The sequence below is a fragment of the Saccharothrix sp. NBAS 001 genome, from assembly GCF_056640475.1.
Genome location: NZ_CM153251.1, coordinates 3,044,040 through 3,059,946 on the forward strand (window position 1 = coordinate 3,044,040; position 15,907 = coordinate 3,059,946).

Below are 15,907 nucleotides of genomic sequence, written 5' to 3' on the forward strand. Positions count from 1 at the left end.
CTACCCCGCGACCAGTCGCGGGTAGTCCGGGAGCCGCCAGTCGCCACCGCGGTCCGAGGTCGAGCGGCGGGCGACGAGATCGGGGACGTGCAGCGCCGAGGCGAGCGCCGCGACCGAGCGCAGGGCCTCGATCACGAACCTGCTCCCGGGCAGGAAGATCCGGAAGAACCCGGGCTTCACGGTGGACTGGATCTCCTCGACGAAGGGGCGGAGCACCGCGTCGTAGTTCGCGAACGCCGCGGCGAGGTCGTGCGGGCTGCGGTTGATCTCCCCGGCCAGGACGTACGCGCCGACCAAGCCGCCGGACACGCCCATGCCGCTGTACGGGGACGCGCAGTGGGCGGCGTCCCCGACCAGGACCACGCGCCCCTTCGACCAGGTGTCGGTGCGGACCTGCACCACCTCCTGCGAGTAGAAGAACGGCGCGTCCCGCATCCCGTCGACGAACCGGCCGGTCTGCCAGCCCGCGTCGCGGAACCGCTCGGCCCAGAACCGCTTCTGCCGTTCGACGGGTTCGCGGTGGATCGCCGAGGCCGCCGCGGAGTCCTCGCGCAGCACGAAGTACACCTGGGTCTCCTCCGGGTTGTGGCTGCGCCGCATGATCTGCCGGCCGCCCGGGACCATGTAGGTGTCGCGGATGTTGCCGTCCGAACCGATGCGCGGGATGAACCAGTAGGCCATGTGCACCCCGACCCGCCGGTACGGCTCGGGCGCGCCGGCGGGCAGGACGGCGCGGCGGATGCGCGACCCCTGCCCGTCCGCGCCGACCAGGAGGTCGAACTCCTCGGAGGTGCCGTCGGAGAAGTGCGCCACGACGCGGTCGTCGTCCTGCTCGAAGCGGTCCACGCTCGTGCCGAACACGTAGTCGACGTCGTCCTTGGTGGCGTCGTGGAGGATGCGCACCAGGTCGCCGCGCATGATCTCGTACTCCGAGGTCAGGCTCTGCCGGCCCTGGCCGGACGTGTTCGCCATGATCGTGGCCCGCGCCCTGCCCTTCGCGTCCACGAACGCGACGCCGGCTTCGTCCACGAGCCTGCCCCTGACCGCGTCGAGCAGGCCCATCCGGCGCACGACGTCGATGCCCTGACCGCGCAGGTCGACCTGCGCCCCCTCGGCGCGCAGCGCGGGGAAGCGCTCCACCACGGTCACCCGGTGCCCGCCTCGGGCGAGCCAGTACGCCAACGCCGGCCCGGCGATCCCGCCGCCGCAGACGAGGACCTTCAAGGACGGGCCTCCCGCTCCCAGTGCCATGCCACCCCTCCGAATCTATCACCGATAGGTTGACGCCCACCCTCCTCTATCACTGATAGACTGTCAAGGTGCCCAAGCTCGACCGCGACACCGCCGTCGCCGAAGGACTCGACCTGCTCGACGAGGTCGGCCTCGACGCCGTCAGCACCAGACGCCTGGCCAAGCGGCTCGGCGTCGAGCAGCCTTCGCTGTACTGGCACTTCCGCAACAAGGAAGCGCTGCTGCGGGCGATGGCCGAAGCGGCGATGGCACCGCACGCCCGAACCCCGCTGCCGGCACCCGGCGACGACTGGCGCGAGTGGTTCCTGGAGAACACGCGCGGCTTCCGGCGAACGCTGCTGATGCGCCGCGACGGCGCGCGCCTGCACGCCGGGCTCGTCCCCACGGCCGACCTCGACCGGATCACCCGGAAGCTGGCGTTCCTGGTCGATTCGGGCGTGCCCGAGCGGGACGCGCAGATGGCGATGCTCGCCGCGAGCCGCTTCACCGTCGGCAGCGTGCTGGAGGAGCAGGCCGACACCGGGCCCGACGACGACGGGCCCGAGCTGCCCGTGATCGACCACGAGTCGGCGTTCGAGTCAGGGTTGGCGCTGATCCTCGTGGGCCTGGCGCACCGCGTGGCCCAGGACTGACGGACGGTCCGCACGCCCCGCACCGCGAAGCGCACGCCGTCCACCGCGACGCCGACGAACCCGTCCGTGCCCGCCGGTGTCGGCCTGGGTCCGGAGTCCGGCCCGCTGGCGCGGAGGAGTCCGGCAGATCGTCCGGCAGCACCGGGATCCACCGGCCCGGCGGCGAGGCCGGCGCGGCGAGATCATTCCACCGGATTGTCCACTGTGGACGTTTCGGCACCGCCCGACCCGGCCGGCGCGGTGCCGGGCCGGGTCGGGCCGGGTCGGGTCGGGTCGGGTCACCCGGCGACGGGTGCGCCGAAGATCGCCACGTGGTCGCGCAGGAAGTCGTCCAGCCGGCGGGGTGCGCGGCCGAGCACCTCGGCCACCGTGTTGTTGGGGTGTTCGGGGTGGGTCGTGGCCAGGGCCTGGATCTCCAGCACGTGGTCGACCAGCCAGTCCGGCGCGCCGCGCAGGTCCGCGCGCAGTTCGTCCGGGGTGACCGGCACGCAGCGGGTCGGTCGGCCGAGCGCCGTCAGCCGGGCCGCGATCTCCGGGTAGGACACCGCCTCCGGCCCGGTCAGCAGGTGGGTGCCGCGTGCCTCCGGTCGGGTCAGGGCGGCCACGGCGACGTCCGCGACGTCACGGGCGTCCACCATGTTCAACGGGGTGTCGCCGGTCGCCGCCGGGAACCACCCGGTGTGGCGCACCCGGTCGGCGTGGAAGAGGAGGTTCTGGAAGAACGCGTACGGCCGCAGGAACGTGTGCTCCACACCGGACCGCTCGACGGCCCGCTCCACGCGGTGGTGCAGGCGGGCGACCGCGACCGGCGAGTCCGGGGCGGCCGAGGGCGCGGACAGCTTGACCAGGTGGCCGACGCCCTGCCGGGCGGCCTCGGCCACCACGCCGAGTTCGATCTCCTCCTGCCTCGGGCCGTTGCCCATGGACAGGAACAGCCCGGTCGCGCCGGACAGCGCCGACCGCACCGCCGCCGGGTCGGCGGCGTCGCCGACCACCTGGTCGACCTGGTCGGGGATCGGCGCGCGGACCAGGACGCGGACCGGCACGTCCCGATCGCGCAGACCGCGCAGGACCGCGCTGCCGGTGGTGCCGGTCGCTCCGATGACGAGGATCATGGGGTGTTCTTCTTTCCGTTGGGGGTGCGCAGGGCCGTGATCACGCCGCCCAGCACGGCCGACGGCACGGCGTCCAGGATCAGCGCGGGTTCGGCCAGTCCACTGTGGACGGCCGCCCAGGTGGCCGCGAACGCCACCGCCGCGCAGGACACGGCGGCGACGAGCACGCGGACCAGCCGTCCGCGTCGCACGGGCCACAGCGTGACGGCCAGCGCCGCCAGCGCGGACGGGACGGCGATCGCGCCGAACGCCGCGGCCGCCAGCCGGTGGTCGGCCAGCACCAGCGCGCTGGCGTAGCTCATCACGGCGGGCATCACGTAGGCCGGGACGACGTTGGCCAGGATTCGCGCTGTTCGGGGCACGGGTGCGCTCCTCGGTCGGACTTCTGGGGACATCCCGAACGCTATGAGCGTTGCCCCGAACGCACTAGTGGGCAGAATCCGAACAGACTGTTCCACCTGTGGAACAATCGCGGGGTGGAAGAACTCGGTGACGTGGCGGTGTTCGTCCGGGTCGTGGCGACCGGCAGCTTCTCCGCCGCCGCGCGGTCGCTGTGGATGCCCAAGTCGTCGGTGAGCCGCCGGGTGGCCCGGCTGGAGAACCGGCTCGGCGTCCGCCTGCTGCACCGCACCACCCGGTCGCTCGCGCTCACCGACGCCGGGCGCGCCTACCACGCCAGGGTGTCCGCCGCGCTGACCGAGCTGGACGCGGCGGCGGGCGTCGCCGCCGAGGCCCGGGAGGCGCCGCACGGCGTGATCAGGTTCGCCGCGCGGCCCGACGTCGGCGCGGAGGTCCTGCCCGACCTGCTCGCCGCGTTCCTGGCGCTCTACCCGCAGGTGCGGCTGGAGGTCGTGCTGTCCACCGAGGCCGACCTGGTGGAGGACGGGGTCGACCTAGCCCTGCGCAGCGGTCCGGGCGGCCCCGGCGCGACCCGGCTGCAGGACACCCGGTTCCGGCTGCACGCCTCGCCGGTCTACCTGGCGCGCCGGGGCACCCCGCACCGGCCCGCCGATCTGGCGGACCACCTGTGCCTGGGCTTCCGCGACGTCGACCGCTGGCTGCTGCACGGTCCGCACGGCGAGTCCGCCGTGACCGTGACGGGCCCGCTGACCGCCGACGACCTGACCTTCGTCAGGAGGGCCGCGATCGCCGGCGCGGGCATCGCCCTGCTGCCGGACCCGGCCTCCGCGCCGGCCGTGCGCGCGGGCCTGCTCACCCCCGTGCTGCCCGACCACCACGCGGCCGGCCAGCCCCTGCACCTGGCCGTCCCGTCGGACCGTCACCTGCCACTGCGCGTCGCCGTGCTGCGGGACTACCTGGTGGCCAACTTCCCCCGCTAGCTGTGAAGCGGCGGCGGATTCCGAGGGCGGTGCGGACCGCGCGCCGGGTGCCGCCGACGCGGCAGGCCTCGGCGTTGTCGGCGGACACCCGCGACACCACCCTTTGCGCCGCCTCCGTGCATCCGCAAGCCTCCCCCGGTCGGGGCGGCGGTCGGGGCGTGCCCGGCGGCGCGGTACCCTGCCGACGGCGGAGGCGAGCAGGACGGCCAGGTGTGCCGGACCCCGCCGCGCCCGCCGTCGGACGGCCGGCATGCGGTCCTCGACCGGGGGTGCGGCGGGGGCTGTGGTGCGGCCGCGAGGAACGGCCGCCCGCCCGGAAGTCCTCCCACCCTCAACTCGACACGCCGCCGACAACCCAACCAGTCACTACAGCTCCCGGAACCCCGCCCGCCGTCTGTCCACATGCGACAGTCGCGCGCGGCCGGAGCCGCCCGACCGACGCCGCGGACCTCCGAAATCATGAGGATCGGTCGGAATTCCCGGGCGTTCACCGGCCGGACTCCGCAAACTGCGGCCTGCACGGGCCAACCGCCACCTGCCGGGGTGACGCCGTACCTCGAACGGTGGACAGCAGGTTCCTCCGCCCGACCAGGGCCTCCAGACTCGGGTCATCCGGGGTACGACGTGACCGCCCCACACCATTCCTGGCTTCCACACCCCCGTACGGGAGGGATCGGGCATGACCACAGCGGGCGACGACGCACGGCCCGGCTGGACCATCACGACCATCGCGGGCACCGGTGAACCCGGCTGCTCCGGCGACGGGGAGGCCGCCACCTCCCGGCTGAACCGACCGTGCGACGTCGTCGTGGCCCCGTCGGGCGACATCTACCTCTCCGACTGCGCCAACCACCGGGTGCGGCGGATCGACGCGGCCACCCGGACGATCACCACCGTTGCCGGCACCGACCACCCCGGCCGGGGCCCCGACGGCGCGCCCGCCGACGAGTCCCCGCTGAACAACCCGCTGGGCCTCGCCCTGGACACCGCCGGGAACCTCTACATCGCCGACGCCCTCAACCACCGGGTGGTCCGGGTCGACGCGGGCAGCCGCACGCTCACCACCGTGGCCGGCACCGGCGATCCCGGCTACGACGCGGAGCCCGATCCGCGCCGGTCGCGGCTCAACGAGCCCAACGGCGTGGCGATCGACGCCGACGGCCGCCTCTACATCGCGGACACCGGCAACTACCTGCTGCGCAAGGTGGAGGACGACAAGATCGGCACGGTGGCCGGGACCCGCGTCCGGGGTTACGACGGCGACGACAAGGACGCGCGCACCGCCAAGCTCGACACGCCGAACGCCCTCGCCCTGGACACCGCCGGCAACGTCTACCTCGCCGACGGCGACCGGGTCCGGGTGGTGGACCGGGCGTCCGGGTTCGTCCACGCCGTCGCGGGCACGGACCAGGCGGGTTTCGACGACGACGTGCCCGCCGTCAAGGCGCGGCTCGACCGGCCGCGCGGCCTCGCCGTCGACCACGTGGGCAACGTGTTCATCGCCGACGCCGACAACCACCGGCTGCGGGTGGTCGACCTGGCGACCGGGCTCATCTCCACGGTCGCGGGCGACGGCACGGTCGACTGGCACGGCGACGGCACGCCCGCCGACCGGTTCTCGGTGGCCCGCCCGCACGGCGTGGCCATCGCCCCGGACGGCGCGCTCGTCGTCGGCGACACCGACCACCACCGCGTGCGGGCGGTGACCGGCGCGTCCGGCGGGTTCACCGTCCGACCGGGCCTCGGGCCGGTCGCCCTGGCCAAGGGCTGCGGGGTGCGCTACCCCGGCGTCCTGGTGACCGCCGAGGGCGACGCCGCGATCGCCCGGCAGCGGGTCACCGCCGTCCTGCCCGGCGACGGGATCGAGTTCGTCGCGGAGGGTTCCGAAGGGACCTACCAGCTCACCATCGAGGACCAGTCCGGCGGGACGCGTTACGCCACCGGCACCCTGGACGCGTCGACGCTCGTGTTCACCGATGTCGACCTCGGTCTGTCCGGCAGCGGTTCGACGGTCTGCCTGTGGGTCGCCGTCCGGGCGTCGGCCGACGCCCGGACCGGCCCGACCGCGCTGTCCTTCGCCATCGGCGGTCGCGGGTCGGCGTCGACCCCGCTGGTCGTGGTGGACCAGGGTGCGTTCCGGGTGGAGCCGGCCGCGCCCGCACCGGCGGAACGCGGCGGCCCGGCCGGGTATCCCGGCGTGGTCCTGTACCCGGCGGACGCCGGAACGGCCTGCCGCGCGGTCGCCGTCCGGCTGCCGCAGGAGCACGGGCTGCGCTTCGCGGAGAGCGCTCTGGCGTACCCGCTCTACGTCCAGGCGGACAGCGGGGACAAGCGGATCAGGCAGTACACCGGGCAACTGTCCGAGGACCACCGGACCGTCGCCTACGGGTCGGTCGACCTCGCCCTGTCGGGACCGGGCACGTCGACCCGCGCCTGGGTCGCGGTCGCCGCCGACGCGGACGCCACGGCCGGGCGCTGCGAACTGGAGTTCACCGTGGGCGGGCAGCGGGCGCCGTCCGGGGTCGACGTCCGATGAGCGCGCACCGGACGTCCCGCAACGGGCCGGGGAGGGCCGTCCGGTCCCGCACCGCCCAACCACGTGGATCTCGTTCCCAGGGAGGGACAATGGCTGACGACAACCCGAAGGAATGGCCGACGCCCAACGGCGTGGTGCCGCACTCGATCACGTACGGACCGAGCAGCCGGGGCCTCAAGCTGTACGTCACCACGTCGAACAGCACCATCCTCGTGGTGGACCCGAACGACCCGGGGTCGGCCGTCCCGAAGACCTCCACGGTGCCGGAGCTGTCCGCCGGGATCGTCCCCGATCCCCGGCTGGGCGCGGACGGCCGGCCGCAGCCGTACGTCTGGTTCGCCTCGCCCGCCAAGCCGGAGAAGGTCGACCCGATCTACAGCATGGACGTCCGCAACGACACCCTGCACAGCTGGGCGTTGGAGAACAACGCCCGCGCCGAGAACATCGTGGTGGTGCCGCACCCCGGGGTGAAGCCGGCGGAGACGCGGTACGAACTCGTCTTCGCCGAGCCGGTCAACGGCTACCTCGGGTCGCTCGACCTCGTGGACGGCAGCAAGGTCCAGACGCGCGGGGACGCGATCCGCCCGACGTTCAACACGTGGCCGGTGGTGGTCGCGGCCCGCACGGTGGACTCGGGCCGGTCGTACGTCTACTGGGTGGCCGGGCAGGCGACCGGGAGCTTCACCGACCACGGCCTCTACTACCTCGACACGGACGGCAAGGGCTGGCAGCGCAAGGGCACGCGGCTGCCCGGCCAGTCCCCGCTGTGGGTGCTGGCGGACGAGACGTCGCTCTGGGTGTCGCTGACCAACCCGAACATGGTCGCCCGGTGGGACTTCAACGACCAGAAGTGGACCGAGGGCAAGATCGCCACCGAGGACGTGCCGGGCCAGTTGGTCTTCGGCGCGGACCGGGACCTCTGGGTGGCCGCCGGGGCGCGGATCTACCGCCTCGACAAGCAGAGCCTCGACGTGCTGAACCGGGTCCAGGTGCCCAACAACGGTTCCGCCAAGGGCCTCGTGCTCGACGCCAAGGGCACCCAGATCTGGTACACCGACCCGACGAACAAGAGCATCGGCCGCTACCTGGTGCCCGCGCCCGGTGATGGCGGCGGTGGTGCCGGCGGGGTGCGGGGGCGCACCCAGGTCGTGGACCGGGGAGACCGGTCGGTGCGCGTGGGCGGCACCACGGTCGACCTGATGCAGGTGGAGTACGTCGCCGACGGGACCACCGTTCCCGGCATCCCGCTGACCGTCTCCCTGGACGCCGAGCAGGCGACGTTCGCCGACGGCTCGACCGAGGCCGTGGTCATCACCGACGCCCTGGGCCGGGTCGTCGTGCCGCCGGTGCGGGCCGGTGGCGTCGCCGAGCAGGTGGTGGTGCGGGCGGGGCTGGGCGACGTGGAAGACCCGGTGTCCGTCGTGCTGCGGGTCACCCCGTGACGGCTCTCGACGAGCCCGGGAACACCTTCCCGCTCGCCCCCGGCTCCCAACCCGTGGACCTGGTCTTCGAGCCGACCGCCAGGCTGCTGTGGCACGTCGACGCGCAGGGCTCGTTCGGCAGCTTCCACGTGGACGAGCACCTGGTGCGAAGCCACCCCAAGTCGTTGGGGTACACCGGTCCGGTCGACTGCCTCACCACGTGGCCGCCGGGCGACCGGGTGTGGACGTTCACCTCCAACGGCGGCAACGCGGTGTTCGTCTCCTGTGGACCGGAGGGCTCGTACACGGCGAGCCAGGGCCAGGCCGGGTACGCGGGCGCACGGGCGCACACCGTCGTCGTGACCGTCGACGCGCGCGGCGCGGAGGCGTTGACGGCCGCGCCGGAACAGGCCGACGTGCTGTACTTCTTCGCCCGGGACAAGGTCGTCACGCTGTCCGACGACCTCGGCTTCGCCCCGTTCGGCCTGGCCGTGCACCCGCGCGACCGCGGCACGTGCTGGCTGTCCGACCCCGGTCCGCAACGGCGTCTGGCGACCTACGAGTCCGGTGGGAAGGTCACCGCGCGGGCGTCGCTGCCCGCCGGGCACCGGGCGGGGCGGATCGCGTTCGACGCGACCGGCGAGACCCTGTGGGTGGCCGCGACACCGGACAGCGGCCCGTCGTCGCTGTTCGCGTACTCGTTGTCCGGCAACGAGTTCTCCGCCGTGGAGGTGCCGTTCCCGGCCAGCAGGCTGACCGTCGCGCCGGACGGCGGCGTGTGGTTCACCGCGACCGCCGCCGACGCCGTGGTGCACGTCGACGCCGGCCGGGCGGTCTCCGCCTTCCCGCTGGGCAAGGGCACCTCGCCGACCGGGCTCGCGCTGGTGGACGGCCGGTGCTGGGTCGCGCTGCGGACGACCGGCCGCCTCGTCCGGCTCGACCACCGGCTGGAGGTGGTGGCCGGTGAGCACCAGGCCGTCCCGCCGGGGCAGGCGTTCCCGTCCGCGCTGAAAGTGCGCGCGGTGACCGGCGGCGTGCCGCAGGCCGGGCAGACCGTGGTGTTCGCGGTGACCGGTCCGGCGACCTTCCCCGGCGGGAAGGCGCAGGCGACCGCGTGGACCGGCGCGGACGGTGTCGCGGTGTCCCCCGCGCTCACCGCCGGTGCCGCCCCCGGCGCGTGCCACGCCACCGCCACCTGGAGCCCGGCCGGGCAAGGCGCGATCGCGTACTTGCGCGACCTGCGCGTCCTGCCGCACTAGCCACGATTCCCCCGAACTCGTGGGCGCGATCCGCGTGCCCACGCCGAAACAGGAAAAGGAGTCCGCCATGACAGACACCCTGGTCCACTTCGACCTGCTGAACACCGCGCAGTTCGCGCTGGCGCCCTCGACCCCCGTCCGGGTGACCCGGGGCAACGGCACGCGCTACCCCGGCGTGCAGCTGTCCGCCTTCGAGGCCGTGCCGCCCCAGAACGTCTACGTGACGATCCCGCGCGGCGCGGGCCTGGCTCCCAACAAGGAGGGCAACCCCACCTACCTGATCACCGTGCAGGACGGGACGACGCACGCGACGCACACCGCGCCCGGCGTCCTGCTGCCCGACGGCCACACCCTGGTCTTCCCCGGCGTCGACCTCTTGTTGGCGGAGCAGGGCGCGAAGAGCTACGCGTGGGTGGCGGTGGACGCGAGTCCCGAAGCTCCCCTCGGCAAGACCGCGTTGAAGTTCCAGATCGGGCCGGTGTCGTCGCCGTCCTCGGAGATCGACGTCGTCGACGACACCGCGTACCGGGTGACGCCGGCGGCCCCGGTGCAGCTCAAGCGGGACTCGACCGCCTACGCCGGGGTGGAGGTGACCGCGTTGGAGGGCAGCGACGTCCAACCGCAGGACGCCTACGCCGTCTACGTGGTCATCCCGCCGGGGCGCGGGCTGGACCCGGACCTCGAAGGGCACCCGTCCTACACGCTGACCGTGTCGGACGGCAAGACCTCCAAGTACTACTCGGGCGAACTGCTGCCGGACGGCGAGACGCTGGCGTTCAAAGCGGTGACGCTCGGCCTGGCGGGCCCGGGGACGAAGGTGAACGTGTGGGTGGCGATCAAGGCCCGGCCGGACGCGACGCTCGGTGACGCCCAACTGGCCTACAAGGTCGGTCCGGTGCCGTCGGATTCGGCGACCATCACCGTCGTGGAGAAGTGAACCCACCCCGGACCAGGAAGGACCACGCGTGGACAACGCCGGTCGGCTCCCGCAGCAGTTGCCCGCACGGCGACCGATGTCGATCGCGGCCAGGGTGTACGGCTACCCGCCGGCGCACAACGCCGGTTCGGAGTGGATGCTGCACTCGATGCTGCGGCCGCTGGCGGCGCGCGGCCACCGGGTGACGGTGTGGCTGTCGCACCCCGGCACGATGGACCGCGCCTACGAGATCGACGGCGTGCGGGTGGTCCCGCAGCAGGAGGGCTCCGCGTTCGCGGCCGAGGTGCGGCACGCGGACGTGGTGCTCTCCCACTTCGAGAACGTGCCGCTGGTGGCGGGGTTGGCGCGGGCGTACGGCCTCCCGCTGGTGGTGCTGTGCCACGACAACTTCGCCACCACGTTCCACAACGCGGCCGGCGCCGACCTGGTGGTCTACAACAGCGAGTGGATCCGCCGCGACGGCGAGGTCTACTACGCGCACTACCCGCCGGAGTTCCAGCCGCGACGGACGGCCGTGATCCGGCCGCCGGTGATCGCGGAGGACTACCGCACGGAACCGGGCGACCGCGCGACCCTGGTCAACCTCAACCGGGACAAGGGCGGCGAGGTCTTCTGGCAGATCGCGGCGTGGACGCCGGACTGGCAGTTCCTCGGGGTGCGCGGCGCGTACGGCGAACAGGTCTCCCCGCCCGTCACCCTGCCCAACTGCGAGGTCGTGGACGGGGTCACGGGCGACCGGATGCGCACCCACGTCTACGCCCGGTCGCGGGTGGTCCTCATGCCCAGCCTGTACGAGTCGTGGGGTCGGGTGGCGGTGGAGGCGCTGGCGTCGGGCATCCCGGTGATCGCCCACCCGACGCCGGGTCTGGTGGAATCCCTGGGAGGAGCCGGGATCTTCGCCTACCGGGACGACCTCGACGCGTGGAAGAACGCCCTGCGTGTGCTGCGCGACCCGGCGAACTGGGCCGAGGCGTCCCAGCGCGCCAAGGTCAGGTCCGCGGAACTGGACGCGAGCCACGACCTCGACACCTGGTGCACGGCGGTCGAGGCGCTGCACGACCCGGTGTACCGGTCGCTGCGCCCGGTCAACGGCCTGGCCCGCGTCGACCACCCCGTGCCGGCCACCCGGTCGTCGGGCTCGCACGACTGACCCGCCGGGGAGGCTGAACGGAACAACCGCACCCTGAACCGACCGGTCCCCACCCGGCACTCGACCACCTCCGACGTCACCCTTCCCTGCGCCATTCCCGCGCCAGCAGCCACACGAGGTACAGGCCGCCCACCGCGCCCGTGCCCAGGCCGACCGGGAGCTGCACCGGCAGCAGGCGTTGGCCCACGAGGTCGGCGGCCACCAGCAGGACGGCCCCGGTCAGGGCGGCCGCGAGCGGGCCCGCTCCCCCGGTCCGGACCAGGCGGTGCGCGAGCTGGGGTGCGGCCAGCGCGACGAACGCGATCGGGCCGGCCGCCGCGGTGGCCACGGCGGTCAGCGCCACGCCCGCCACCACCAGCGTGAGCCTGGTCCGTTCGACCGGGACGCCGCGCGCGGTCGCGGCCTCGTCGCCCATCTCCAGCAACGACATCCGGGTGGACAGGCCGACCACGAGCGGCAGCAGGACGGCCAGGGCGATCCAGACCGGGATCGCGTGGTCCCAGCTGCGGCCGTTGAGGCTGCCCACCAACCACTGCTGGGCACCCTGGGCGTCTTTCAGCGACGCCCGGCTGAGCAGGTAGGCGTTGACCGCGGCCAGCACCGCGCTCACCCCGATGCCCACCAGGATCAGCCGGAAACCCTGCACGCCCCGGCGGAACGCGAGCGCGTACACCACCAGCGCGGAGGCCACACCGCCGAGGATCGCGCCGGCCGGGACGCCGATCACGCTGTCCCGCGCCACGAGCAGCACCAGCAGCGCGCCGGTCGCCGAGCCGGTGGTGAAGCCGATGACGTCCGGGCTGCCCAACGGGTTCTTGGAGACGCTCTGGAAGATCGACCCGGCCGCGCCGAGCGCCGCGCCGACCGCGATGCCGACCAGCAGCCGGGGCAGCCGGAACCGGTTGACCACGACCTCCAGGCCGTGCGGACCGTCGCCGAACAGGACCTGGACGACCTCCGGCACGGTCGCCGGGTAGTCGCCGGTGGTCAGGGCGAGCAGGCCGAGCGCGACGACGGCCGCCGCGAGCACGACGCCGACCGCCAGGGCACGGGGCCGCAGGCGCACCGAGAACGCGCCGGACGGGGAACGCAGCGCCTTGGTCACAGCTGGGCGATCCGGCGTCGTCGGGCCAGCGCGATGAACACCGGCGCGCCGACAAAGGCCATCACGATCCCGACCTCCAGTTCCCCCGGCGCGGACACGATCCGGCCGACGATGTCCGCGCCCACCACCAGGATCGGGGCGAGCAGCGCCGAGTAGGGCAGCACCCAGCGGTTGTCCGGGCCGGTGACCAGCCGGGCCACGTGCGGCACGGCGAGCCCGACGAAGCCGATGGGGCCGGCCGCCGCGGTGGCCGCGCCGCACAGCAGGGTGACCGCGACGGCACCGCCGGTCCGGATCCGCTCGACCCGCACCCCCAGCGCCCGCCCCGTCTCGTCGCCCAGCGCCAGCGCGTTGAGGCCGGGGCCCAGGGCGAGCGCGGCGGTCGTCCCGGCGACGATCAGCGGGCCGGTCTCCCACAGCACGTCGAACCCGCGCCCGGCCAGCGAGCCGATGACCCAGAACCGGTACCGGTCGAACGCCTGGCCGTCGAGCAGCAGCAGGATGCCGACGAACGCGCTGAGCACGGCGGTGACCGCCGCCCCCGCCAGCACCATCCGCTCCGGCGTCGAGCCCCGGCCCCGGGAACCCAGCAGGTAGACCAGGACCGCCACGACGCCCGCGCCGACCAGCGCGAACCACACGTACCCGCCGGGCGCGGTGACGCCCAGCAGCGAGATCGCGACCACGACCGCCGCGGACGCCCCGATCTCCACGCCCAGCAGTCCGGGATCGGCCAGGGGGTTTCGGGTCAACGACTGCATCAGCGCGCCGGCCAGCCCGAGGGCCGCGCCGACCAGGAGCCCGAGCAGCACCCGGGGCAGGCGCAGTTCCCGCACGATGTAGGCGATCTCGGAGCCGTCGTCGTGGCGGAGCAGCCGCAGCGCCGTGCCGAGGCCGATGTCCTTGGCCCCCACGGTCAACGACCACGCCGAGAGCACCACCAGCACGACCGCCGCGACGACGAGCCCGGCCGCGAGTTTCGCGGGCACCCGGCGCACCCGTGGTCGGGCGCGCGGCGACGTGCCCACCGCCATCGTCGAGACCTCCACCGGTTTCACGATCACCGACCGGTGACTGAAGTCAGGTTAGGCATAGTTCTCCACGCGTGTCCATCCAACCGGTCCGGGGCCGGCCCGGCGGGGCCGACCCCGGCCGCAGCGGTCACGCCGACGCCTCGCCCATCGCCACGGCGATCTTGCGCGGTCCGGTGAACGGCTCGCGCCCGTGCGCCACCGACATGTTGTCCACCAGCAGCAGGTCGTCGCGCTGGTAGTCGAACCGGGTCGAGGCCGCCTTGAAGCACGCCCGCAGGTGCGCCACCACGTCGTCGGGGATCACGCCGCCGTCGCCGTAGTAGGTGTTGTTGGGCAGGCCCTCGCGGCCGTAGACCTCCAGCAGCCCTTCCCGGACGTCCTCGGGCAGGCTGCTCTCGTGGAAGATCACGATGTGGTTGAACCACACCGGGAGCCCGGTCACGGGGTGCCGGTGCACGGCGTCGCGGACCGCCGTGGTGCGCAGGCCGTCGTCGGCCGTCCACTCGGCGGTGAGCCCGCCGGCGCGGCACTGCCGTTCGACCTCCTCGCGGCGGTCCGTGCCGAACACCGTCCACCAGCGCAGGCCGATGTCCTCGCCGTAGTTGCGCACCACCTGCCACCGGCGGCGCTCGAACTCCTCGCGCACGGCGGGGTCGATCGCCTCGTACACCGCGCGGACCGACGCCAGCGGCGTGGCACCCTGCGTCAGCGGCGGCTCGACGCAGTGGAAGAACAGCGTGAGCGGCCACACCGCCTGGTAGGACATCTCGTTGTGCAGCGGGATCTCCGCCTGCTGCGGGTACTCGGTGGAGGTGTAGACGTTGCCCTTGATGACGCTGCGCGGCGACGACTGCTCGGTGTAGGTCAGCGGTTCGCCGGACACCGCGCGCACCGCCTCCGCGAGCCCGTCCGCGCCGCCGATGTCGAACCCGCGCAGCAGCACGGCCCCCTCGGTGTGCAGGAGGTCGCGGATCGCGGCGCGGTCGCGGCGCAGGCGGTCGACGACGGGGCCGTCGCCCTCGATCAGCTCGGCCAGGGTCGGTGCGGTCATCGTCGGTCCTTCCGGGGGTGGAGGTGGATCACGCCTTGCCCGCCGCCTGCACGAGCAGCGGCACGACCTTCTCCAGCGCGTAGGGGATGCTCAAGGTCGACGGGAACGCCAGCGACAGCGCGGTTTCCACGTCCAGCGGGATGTACGCGCCCCGCTTGACCGCCGGCAGCCCCTGGAACAGCCGGTCGCCTTCGACCTTGGCGCGCTCCTCGGGGGTGCGGAAGGAGAACAGGACCACGTCGGCGTCGAGCAGGTCGGTGTTCTCCTGCGCCACGACCGCGCGCCCGGCGGGCCCGGCCTGCGGCAGCCCGGTCACCTTGTCCGACAGCTTCAGGCCCAACTGCGCGATGAACGCGGCGGAGGCGTCGGTGGGCAGGATGATGGTGGCCAGCGAGCCCTCCGCGTTGAGCAGGCTGAAGGTGAACGTCTTGCCCTGCAACGCCTTCTGGTGCTGGGACTTGGCCGCGTCGATCTTCGCGGTCACGTCGGAGACCAGCTTGGCGGCCTCGTCGGCGCGGCCCAGCGCGGCGCCGATCCGGGTGACCCGGGTCTGCCAGGTGTCCTCGGCCACGTCCTTCTCGTAGGACAGGGTGGGCGCGACGGCGGTGAGGTTCGCGTAGTCGTCGGCCAGGGTGTAGCTGTCCGTGGCGAGGATCAGGTCCGGGCCGAGCGCGGCGATCTTCTCGAACGGCAGGTTGTCCTCGTAGTCGAGCTGCTCGACCTTCGCGCCGCCGAGCTTGGCCTCGACCCACGGCGGCAGGCCGGAGTCGAAGTTGGTGGCCGGGGTGGTCGCGGCCGGGTTGACGCCGAGCGCCACCGCCTCGTCCAGGTCGCGCATGAAACCGACCGTGACGACCTTGCGCGGCTGGGCGGGGATGACCGCCTTGCCCTCCGCGCCGTCCAGCGTCACGGGGAACCCGCCGCCGCCCGCCGCCGAGGTGGTGGACGGCGAGCCGGTCGAACCACCCCCGCAGGCCGCGAGGCCCGCGGTGAGCGCGCCGATTCCGGTCGCGGTCAGGAAGAACCTCCGGGACAGCGGGCGCGCGGCGCCATTCCCGATGTGTTGCACCATGTCG

The 15,907-nt window shown here is 73.5% G+C and carries 14 protein-coding genes; 7 read left to right on the forward strand and 7 right to left on the reverse strand.

Features of this window, described 5'->3' with window-relative positions:
• A complete protein-coding gene (locus AC0HI0_RS12915) occupies positions 1–1,251 on the reverse strand; it encodes an FAD-dependent oxidoreductase (RefSeq protein ID WP_480932566.1) in 1,251 nt (416 codons plus the stop codon).
• Between the two features lie 68 nt (positions 1,252–1,319).
• Between AC0HI0_RS12915 and AC0HI0_RS12920 the strand changes: the two genes are divergently transcribed.
• Positions 1,320–1,883: a TetR/AcrR family transcriptional regulator C-terminal domain-containing protein gene (locus AC0HI0_RS12920; protein WP_480932567.1), complete on the forward strand. Its 564-nt coding sequence runs from the start codon at positions 1,320–1,322 to the stop codon at positions 1,881–1,883.
• 278 nt (positions 1,884–2,161) lie between these two features.
• Here AC0HI0_RS12920 and AC0HI0_RS12925 read toward each other — a convergent pair whose 3' ends face one another.
• Complete coding sequence (locus AC0HI0_RS12925) at positions 2,162–2,998, reverse strand: NAD(P)H-binding protein (protein WP_480932568.1); 837 nt, start codon at positions 2,996–2,998, stop codon at positions 2,162–2,164.
• Positions 2,995–3,360, reverse strand: a complete 366-nt coding sequence (locus AC0HI0_RS12930; protein WP_480932569.1) for a hypothetical protein — start codon at positions 3,358–3,360, stop codon at positions 2,995–2,997. The genes AC0HI0_RS12925 and AC0HI0_RS12930 overlap by 4 nt, the downstream gene beginning before the upstream one ends.
• A 114-nt stretch (positions 3,361–3,474) precedes the next feature.
• On the opposite strand from AC0HI0_RS12930, the gene AC0HI0_RS12935 reads away from it, so the two are divergent.
• From AC0HI0_RS12935 to AC0HI0_RS12960, 6 genes are all read left to right on the forward strand, one after another.
• On the forward strand, positions 3,475–4,338 hold the full coding sequence (locus AC0HI0_RS12935) for a LysR family transcriptional regulator (protein WP_480932570.1): 864 nt from the start codon (positions 3,475–3,477) through the stop codon (positions 4,336–4,338).
• Between the two features lie 679 nt (positions 4,339–5,017).
• A complete protein-coding gene (locus tag AC0HI0_RS12940; protein ID WP_480932571.1) occupies positions 5,018–6,874 on the forward strand; it encodes an SMP-30/gluconolactonase/LRE family protein in 1,857 nt (618 codons plus the stop codon).
• A gap of 89 nt (positions 6,875–6,963) precedes the next feature.
• Entirely contained in the window at positions 6,964–8,316 is a 1,353-nt protein-coding gene (locus AC0HI0_RS12945; RefSeq protein ID WP_480932572.1) for an NHL repeat-containing protein, read from the forward strand.
• The gene (locus tag AC0HI0_RS12950; RefSeq protein ID WP_480932573.1) at positions 8,313–9,554 is read left to right on the forward strand and encodes an NHL repeat-containing protein; all 1,242 of its coding nucleotides are present in this window, start codon (positions 8,313–8,315) and stop codon (positions 9,552–9,554) included. The genes AC0HI0_RS12945 and AC0HI0_RS12950 overlap by 4 nt, the downstream gene beginning before the upstream one ends.
• Positions 9,555–9,621: 67 nt before the next feature.
• Positions 9,622–10,491 (forward strand): hypothetical protein, encoded by an 870-nt coding sequence (locus AC0HI0_RS12955; RefSeq protein WP_480932574.1) that lies wholly within the window; start codon positions 9,622–9,624, stop codon positions 10,489–10,491.
• A gap of 28 nt (positions 10,492–10,519) precedes the next feature.
• Complete coding sequence (locus AC0HI0_RS12960) at positions 10,520–11,641, forward strand: glycosyltransferase family 4 protein (protein ID WP_480932575.1); 1,122 nt, start codon at positions 10,520–10,522, stop codon at positions 11,639–11,641.
• Positions 11,642–11,717: 76 nt separating this feature from the next.
• Here the strand turns inward: AC0HI0_RS12960 and AC0HI0_RS12965 are convergent, their stop codons facing one another.
• The 4 genes from AC0HI0_RS12965 to AC0HI0_RS12980 form a co-directional block, all read right to left on the reverse strand.
• Positions 11,718–12,746 (reverse strand): FecCD family ABC transporter permease, encoded by a 1,029-nt coding sequence (locus AC0HI0_RS12965; protein ID WP_480932576.1) that lies wholly within the window; start codon positions 12,744–12,746, stop codon positions 11,718–11,720.
• Positions 12,743–13,804 (reverse strand): FecCD family ABC transporter permease, encoded by a 1,062-nt coding sequence (locus tag AC0HI0_RS12970; protein ID WP_480934296.1) that lies wholly within the window; start codon positions 13,802–13,804, stop codon positions 12,743–12,745. The genes AC0HI0_RS12965 and AC0HI0_RS12970 overlap by 4 nt, the downstream gene beginning before the upstream one ends.
• A gap of 103 nt (positions 13,805–13,907) precedes the next feature.
• Positions 13,908–14,831 carry a TauD/TfdA family dioxygenase gene (locus tag AC0HI0_RS12975; protein WP_480932577.1) on the reverse strand — a complete coding sequence of 308 codons (924 nt, stop codon included), beginning with the start codon at positions 14,829–14,831 and terminating at the stop codon, positions 13,908–13,910.
• Between the two features lie 28 nt (positions 14,832–14,859).
• Positions 14,860–15,903: an ABC transporter substrate-binding protein gene (locus AC0HI0_RS12980; RefSeq protein WP_480932578.1), complete on the reverse strand. Its 1,044-nt coding sequence runs from the start codon at positions 15,901–15,903 to the stop codon at positions 14,860–14,862.
• Positions 15,904–15,907 lie beyond the last annotated feature (4 nt).

Excerpts from the sequence above, each read along its gene's own strand:
- AC0HI0_RS12955 (WP_480932574.1), top strand. The coding sequence starts at position 9,622 with ATGACAGACACCCTGGTCCACTTCGACCTGCTGAACACCGCGCAGTTC.
- AC0HI0_RS12915 (WP_480932566.1), bottom strand. The coding sequence starts at position 1,251 with ATGGCACTGGGAGCGGGAGGCCCGTCCTTGAAGGTCCTCGTCTGCGGC.
- AC0HI0_RS12980 (WP_480932578.1), bottom strand. The coding sequence starts at position 15,903 with ATGGTGCAACACATCGGGAATGGCGCCGCGCGCCCGCTGTCCCGGAGG.
- AC0HI0_RS12925 (WP_480932568.1), bottom strand. The coding sequence starts at position 2,998 with ATGATCCTCGTCATCGGAGCGACCGGCACCACCGGCAGCGCGGTCCTG.
- AC0HI0_RS12940 (WP_480932571.1), top strand. The coding sequence starts at position 5,018 with ATGACCACAGCGGGCGACGACGCACGGCCCGGCTGGACCATCACGACC.
- AC0HI0_RS12975 (WP_480932577.1), bottom strand. The coding sequence starts at position 14,831 with ATGACCGCACCGACCCTGGCCGAGCTGATCGAGGGCGACGGCCCCGTC.
- AC0HI0_RS12945 (WP_480932572.1), top strand. The coding sequence starts at position 6,964 with ATGGCTGACGACAACCCGAAGGAATGGCCGACGCCCAACGGCGTGGTG.